This is a genomic window from Burkholderia sp. E168m23, assembly GCF_016586125.1.
Taxonomy (GTDB): domain Bacteria; phylum Pseudomonadota; class Gammaproteobacteria; order Burkholderiales; family Burkholderiaceae; genus Burkholderia; species Burkholderia orbicola.
The window spans coordinates 1-5,255 of the sequence record NZ_BCPP01000490.1; the positions used below are offsets into that span (position 1 = coordinate 1).

4 protein-coding genes and 1 pseudogene are annotated in these 5,255 nt (G+C 67.7%); 3 read left to right on the forward strand and 2 right to left on the reverse strand.

Translation table 11 applies throughout. The features are described 5' to 3' along the window. Positions 1–1,299: pseudogene (locus JMF90_RS22860) on the forward strand (hypothetical protein); the annotation flags it as partial. Positions 1,300–1,398: 99 nt separating this feature from the next. Here the strand turns inward: JMF90_RS22860 and JMF90_RS22865 are convergent. Both JMF90_RS22865 and JMF90_RS22870 read right to left on the reverse strand, forming a co-directional pair. Then, entirely contained in the window at positions 1,399–2,370 is a 972-nt protein-coding gene (locus tag JMF90_RS22865; RefSeq protein ID WP_006476535.1) for a thymidylate synthase, read from the reverse strand. Between the two features lie 42 nt (positions 2,371–2,412). Then, the gene (locus JMF90_RS22870; protein ID WP_011544909.1) at positions 2,413–3,810 is read right to left on the reverse strand and encodes a sigma-54 dependent transcriptional regulator; all 1,398 of its coding nucleotides are present in this window, start codon (positions 3,808–3,810) and stop codon (positions 2,413–2,415) included. A gap of 531 nt (positions 3,811–4,341) precedes the next feature. On the opposite strand from JMF90_RS22870, the gene JMF90_RS22875 reads away from it, so the two are divergent. Next, the gene (locus JMF90_RS22875) at positions 4,342–4,635 is read left to right on the forward strand and encodes a hypothetical protein (protein ID WP_226292155.1); all 294 of its coding nucleotides are present in this window, start codon (positions 4,342–4,344) and stop codon (positions 4,633–4,635) included. Between the two features lie 296 nt (positions 4,636–4,931). Beyond that, the coding region (locus JMF90_RS22880; protein ID WP_201325458.1) for a dihydrofolate reductase at positions 4,932–5,255 on the forward strand (324 nt) is incomplete at its 3' end.

Here is a 5,255-nt window from a genome sequence, read left to right on the forward strand (position 1 = left end):
AACTTCCGCGCGCCGCACGCGATCACGGCCGTGCCGGCCGCCGCGTTCGTGCACGGCCAGCCGGTCGCGCACTTCTCGCAGCACGTCGATCCGCAGCAATGGCGCAACGCGCACGTCACCCCGGGCACACCCGGCATCGCGCCGGTGCGCCAGAGCTTCACCGGCGGGCTGCGCAATGCCAGCTACCGTCCGCCGGCGGCGCTCGCGCAACACCCGTACGTCGCGACGCGCAATCCGGCCGTGCCGCCTGCGTATCGCGATCAGGCCGCCGCCCACCTCGCGCAGCAAGGCGGGCGCGTGCCGGGTGCCGGCGCGCCCGTCGTGAAGACGAACGTGCCGGCCGACTATACGGCTCGCCCGGTCCGCGTGCCGGGCAAGCCGGGCGGCGGCGCCTGGGCGATGCACAACGTGCAGCTCGTGAATCCGCACGGCCCCGTCGTCCAGCCGGCCCGCGCGCCGCGCGAGGGCCAGCCGGCCGGCGTGCAGGCCGGACGGCCGGGCGCACCGATGCCGGGCATGCCGAATGTCGCGCGGCCGGCGAACGGCGAAACGCCCAACGCACCGCGTTTCGACAACGGCGGCCCGCCGCGGGCGCCCGGCAACCCGATGCCGCATCAGGCATTCGCGGCCGGCAACGGCGTTCCGCATCCGCCCGAAGCGAACAACGCCCCGCGGGGGACCGGTAACGCGCACGCAGCCAACACGCCGTCGCCCGCGTGGATGCAGCCTCACACGCCGATGGAGCGTCAGCGCGCGGCTCCCCCCACCGCGCTGCACGCGGCAGGACAGAATGCGCTGCCGCCCGTGCGCAGCGCCGCGGTGCCGCATCCCGACGGCGTGCCGGCACCGCAGGGCGTACCGCCCGGCGGCCGCAACGAAGCGCCGCGCACGCTGCCGCAACCGCAGTCCGACCATACCGCGCAGATTCCGCAACCGCGTCCGCGCCCCGATTTCCCGACGCCGGCGCGCCATGCGCAGCCGCAACCGGAACGGGCCGCCCCCGCGCCGCAACCGCGTCCGGACTTCGCTCAACCCGCGCCGCATCGCGAAGTCGCGCCGCCGCGCGTGAACGAGTACCGTCCACCGGCACCAGCCGTCCATGACGTGCCGCGGCCGCAGCCGCAGGCGCCGCGTATGGAGCCGCGACCGCAGCCGCAGCCCGCCCCCCGCATGGAGCCGCGCCCGTCGATGCCGGCCCCCCGGATGGAACCACGGCCGCAGCCGGCGCCGCACGTCGAAGCGCCGCATCCGGGCAATCCGCCGCCGCAGGGCGGCCACGAGGAACGGCATCGCCAGTAAGTGCAGCAAACCTGAAACAAAAAGGCTCGACCGGCGAATACCGGTCGAGCCTTTTTACAGGATGCGAAGCGATGCAGCCGCGCGGCCCCGGCCGTGCGATCAGACCGCCATCGGCGCAGTCAACGGCTCATGGTGCCGATAGCCGACGAGCGAGAAATCGGACGGCTCGACCTGCTCCAGCCATTCCGGCGCATAGACGCCCGTCTTCGCGTACTCGGGCACGCGCTCGGCAATCTCGAGCCGCGGGCTTTCGTACGGCTCGCGCGTGAGCTGCTGCTGCAGCATGTCGAGCTGGTTCTCGTAGATGTGCGCGTCGCCGATGAAATACGTGAACCAGCGCGGCGTATAGCCCGTCAGCCGACCGACGAGCGACAGCAGCGCGGCCCCTTCCGTCAGGTTGAACGGCGTGCCGAGGCCGACGTCATTGCTGCGGATGTACAGGCACAGCGAGATCTCGCGCTTCGTCGCGTTCGGCAGGAACTGGTACAGCAGATGGCACGCGGGCAGCGCGATCTGGTCGAGCACGGCCGGATTCCACGCGTGAAACAGGATGCGGCGATCGGACGGGTTCTCCATGATCGTGTCCAGGCACTGGCGCAGCTGGTCGATCGCCTTGTACAGCAGCACCTTCGGCGCGCCGTCTTCGTCGAAACGCGTGACGATCCGGAAGCCGCGGCGCGTCGCATCGGCGATCTGCGCGTCGGCGTTCGCATCGAGCACCTTGTAGCCCGGCCACTGGCGCCATTGCACGCCATATACGTCGCCCAGATCGTCGACGCCCTGGCGATACGGGTTCGCGAGCCACTGCGCGTTCTCGTTCGCGTTCGCATCCCACACCTTGCAGCCGAGCGCGCGGAAATCGGCCGCGCTGCGCGACGCGCGCAGGAAGCCGACCAGCTCGCCGATCGCGGACTTGAACGCGAGCTTCTTGGTCGTCACGGCCGGGAAGCCTTGCTGCAGGTCGAAGCGCAGCATCGCGCCCGGCATGCTGATGGTGCGGATTCCCGTGCGGTTCTCCTGCCAGGTGCCGGTATCGAGAATGGTACGAACGAGATCGAGATACTGTTTCATGCGGGTTCCTTCGGCCGCGAGGGGCGGCCGTACCCGCCAATTTTAGCAAGCGTGACGCGGAAGCTCCGGCAACGGCGCCGAAAACCCTCCCAGCGTGTCGCCGCGGTCGCGCATGCCGTGCGCGCACATCAGCCGGTAGAGCGTGACGCGCGACACGCCGAGCTCACGCGCGGCATCGGCAAAACGGCCGCGATGGCGCAGCAGCGCCTGCTCGATCGCCTGCCGCTCGGCCGCCTCGCGAGCCTCCAGCAGCGATACCGGCGCGAGCATTGCATAGTCGTTCAGTTCGAGATCGGCCGCGGTGATCATCCGGCCTTCCGACATCACGATCGCGCGGCGCACGCGGTTGATCAGCTCGCGCACGTTGCCCGGCCACGAATAGCCGTACAGCGACGCGACCGCGTCAGGCGAAAAACCGCGCAGGCGGCGATGCGCATCGCCCTTGAAGCGCTCGAGCATGTGACGCGCGAGCACCTCGATGTCCTTGCCGCGCGCGCGCAACGGCGGCTCCTCGATCTTCAGCACGCACAGCCGGTGAAACAGATCCTCGCGGAAGCGCCCTTCGCGCAGCGCCGCTTCCATGTCCACGTGCGTCGCGCAAATCACGCGTACGTCGACCGGCACCGACACGTGCGCGCCGAGCCGCTCGATCTTGCCTTCCTGCAGGAAGCGCAACAGGCTCGCCTGGCTTTCGAGCGGCAAATCGCCGATCTCGTCGAGAAACAGCGTGCCGCCGTTGGCGGCCTCGACGCGGCCGATCTTGCGCTGGTTCGCGCCGGTGAACGCGCCGCGTTCATAGCCGAACAGTTCGGCCTGCAGCAGCGTCGACGGTATCGCCCCGCAATTGATCGCGATGAACGGCGCCTGCGCGCGCGACGAACGCTCGTGAATCGCGACCGCCGTCAACTCCTTGCCCGTGCCCGACTCGCCGGAGATGAACACCGGCGCGTCGGTCGCCGCGACACGGCGGATCGTCCGGAACAGCCCGAGCATCGCATCGCAGGTGCCGACCATCTCGCCTTCGCTGCGCCCGGCGCCGACGGGCGGCGCAACGGGATCGGTCAGGGCGACCATGCCGTGCGCATGACCGACGGTCTCGACGATCCGCGCCGTTTCGTACGGCATCGTCACGTAGTCGAAGCAATAGTCGCGAATGAGATGGCGCAGCGTCGCGTCCTGCAACTGGCCGCGCCGCGTCGCCGCGATCCAGCCGATGTGCTGGATGCTCAGGCAGGATTCGAGTTCGCGCAGGTCCGACGGCTTGAAGCCCGGCGAGAAATCGAGCAGGCCGGCGGTTGCCACGCCGTGCTGCACGACGCGCCGCACATCGCGCACGGTCTCGGCGAGATCGACGCGCCAGCCGCATTCGTCGAAATGGCCGCGCAACGCGTCGTTCGGTTCGCGCGAATAGTAGATCACGTGCCGCTGATCGGCTCCCATATCCTCACCCCGTTCATCAACCGTCTAACGATTGCCGCACACGTAGGTCACGTGCAAAAGGATCGAATCGGGTCAGCCAGAGGTGGCTCGATTCGCCATGCCGATGCGCGGCAACGACAAGGCCTCGCATGATGGCGCTTATCTCGCGTCCAATAATTTTTGACAAGACAACTTGGTTATAGGCACCGAATACGACAAACCCGTTTCAGTACCGACGGCGATGCGGCCCAATCGCTCGAGAGGTCGACGCAGGTCAATCATCTGCACATAGCGCATGCGCAGAAGGACTCCGTCATCAACACACGCGCCGATTTTCATCCTTGAAGCGTGTCGATTGAATCAGCAGTATTCCCGAGCCCCATCGTTTCAGGCCTGAAACATTTTCAGGCGTTTTCGGCCACCATTCGCAACACTCGAGCGCGAATCGCAATGACGGCAATGGTCCCGGTACGGTGGCATGTATTTCGCTGAATACGGAAACGACCGGAGACAGTCGCCATGCGAAAACATCTTTTACTTTCTTTCGTGCCGATGACGCTCGCGCTCTCGGCCGCCGGCCCGCCTGCACCGGCATGCGCGGATGAAGGCATGCAGCCGGATCGCACCGTGCTGCTCGCCGGAAGCACGCCGCGCGTCGTGCAAGCCAACGGGTTCGGTATCGTGGCCGTGTCGGCGCCGCAACCGTTGCCGGCCGCCCAGGCCTCCGTGACGCTGTGGGACGAACTCCCGCCGCCGCCCCTGTTGCCGATGCCGCTACCGGCGCCGCAATCGGGCGACATCCGGCATGCTCTGGAAGGCAACGCGCGAGGCAATACGCATCCCTGAATATTCGCCGCCTCAATTCAATCAGGATGACATATTGAACTGACGATCCGGTCGAACGGGATGCCATCGAGCGGAACCGGTATCGCCGATTTCGCGGCATAAAACGTTTTTGTGCTCCGTCCCCCGGCGGGCACTCTTTTTATTCGGACGGTCGTCGCGACGCGAGGCATCACGCGTCGCGACGCACGGCGCATCGCACAAGAAGCGCCGACGCCCATGTGGATGCGGGAAATCCGGTGCGCGCCACCGTTCCGGTAAAATCGGCCCCATTCCGTTTCCCCTCTTCCCCGACCTTCATGACGACGTTGACCCTGATCGTCGCGCGTGCCCGCAACGGCATCATCGGCCGCGACAACCAGTTGCCCTGGAAACTTCCCGAGGATCTCGCGTTCTTCAAGCGCACGACGATGGGCGCGCCGATCGTGATGGGCCGCAAGACCCACGAGTCGATCGGCCGGCCGCTGCCGGGCCGCCGCAACATCGTCGTCACGCGCGACGCCACGCGCCGTTTCGAAGGCTGCGACACGGTCACGTCGCTCGCCGATGCGCTGGCGCTCGCCGCGCGCGACGGGGTGCCCGAGGCATTCCTGATCGGCGGTGCACAACTCTATGCGGAAGGT